The organism is Ramlibacter aquaticus, from assembly GCF_015159745.1.
In the GTDB taxonomy this organism is placed as follows: Bacteria; Pseudomonadota; Gammaproteobacteria; order Burkholderiales; family Burkholderiaceae_C; genus Ramlibacter; species Ramlibacter aquaticus.
Genome location: NZ_JADDOJ010000168.1, coordinates 1 through 1,157, shown reverse-complemented (window position 1 = coordinate 1,157; position 1,157 = coordinate 1). Strand labels below are relative to the sequence as shown.

Genomic DNA, 1,157 nt, shown 5'->3' with positions numbered 1-1,157 from the left:
GGCATAGGAGGGGAAGGTCCCGGATGAGGAGCCAGAGAAACGAAAAAGCCGCCAGGCGAGCCGGGCGGCTTGTTTCGGGCTTGCGGTTTCGGCGCGGTGCGCCGGAATCAACGGCATGAATTCATTATGCACAAGCCCTGTGGCGCCACAACCGCGCCCCCGGGCCTGTTGCTACAAAACGTCAAGCCGCTTTCTTGAGCAGCTTCACCGCCTTGAGCACTTCGTCCACGTGGCCGGGGACCTTCAGGCCGCGCCACTCCTGCTTGAGGATACCGTCGGCGCCGATGAGGAAGGTGCTGCGCTCGATGCCCTTGACCTTCTTGCCGTACATGATCTTGTTCTTGACCACGCCGAACATGTGGCACATCTTCTCTTCGGTGTCGGCGATGAGCTCGAAGGGCAGTTCCAGCTTGGCCTTGAAGTCGTCGTGCGACTTCATGTTGTCGCGCGAGACGCCGAACACGGTGGCCCCTGCCTTCACGAAATCCTTGTACTTGTCGCGAAACTGCATGGCTTCGGTCGTGCACCCGGGCGTGTTGTCCTTGGGGTAGAAGTAGAGCACCAGCACCTGCCCCATGTGGGATGTGTTGGTGACCTTGATTCCGCCCGTGGCGTTGGCCTCGAATTCGGGGATGAGTTTGTTGACAACGATCGCCATGGATTTGTTTCTCGTGTGACAGGAATGCTCGTTGTTGTCAGGCGCCACGTGAGACGCCCGCAACCCCCGATTTTACCCCGAAACCTACCTGCCGGCGGGGCCTCTCAGGCGGCGGGCTCGAGCAGCAGAGCGACCGCCACGCGGCGGCCTTCCTGGGCGAGGATGTTGTAGGTGCGGCAGGCGGCCGCCGTGTCCATGGTTTCCAGGCCGATCCGCCGCTCCAGCAGGGGCGCCAGCCAGGCCGGCCGGGGGAAGCGGATGCGTTGCCCGCTGCCGAAGAGCGCGACCTCGATGTCCAGCCCGGCCAGGGTCTGGAAGGCGTCGGGGCCCAGGTCCTCGAAGCGCTGCACCGGCCAGGGCAGGCGCTCGCCGCTGGAGGCGATGATCACGCTGCCGGTGACGCGCTCGCCGTTGACCCCGACCCAGCCCGGGCCGTAGCCGGTGATGGCCTGGACGTCGAACCGGTCGGGCTGCAGCTTCATGGCGTGGAGGGTGGCGG

General features: G+C 64.7%; 2 protein-coding genes. Both read right to left on the bottom strand.

Annotation, left to right across the window (positions count from 1 at the left end; genetic code table 11):
• Positions 1 to 181: 181 nt before the first annotated feature.
• Positions 182 to 658: a peroxiredoxin gene (locus IM725_RS19960; protein WP_193782389.1), complete on the bottom strand. Its 477-nt coding sequence runs from the start codon at positions 656 to 658 to the stop codon at positions 182 to 184.
• A gap of 104 nt (positions 659 to 762) precedes the next feature.
• On the bottom strand, positions 763 to 1,140 hold the full coding sequence (locus IM725_RS19955; RefSeq protein ID WP_193782388.1) for an Mth938-like domain-containing protein: 378 nt from the start codon (positions 1,138 to 1,140) through the stop codon (positions 763 to 765).
• Positions 1,141 to 1,157 lie beyond the last annotated feature (17 nt).

Excerpts from the sequence above, each read along its gene's own strand:
- IM725_RS19960 (WP_193782389.1), bottom strand. The coding sequence starts at position 658 with ATGGCGATCGTTGTCAACAAACTCATCCCCGAATTCGAGGCCAACGCC.
- IM725_RS19955 (WP_193782388.1), bottom strand. The coding sequence starts at position 1,140 with ATGAAGCTGCAGCCCGACCGGTTCGACGTCCAGGCCATCACCGGCTAC.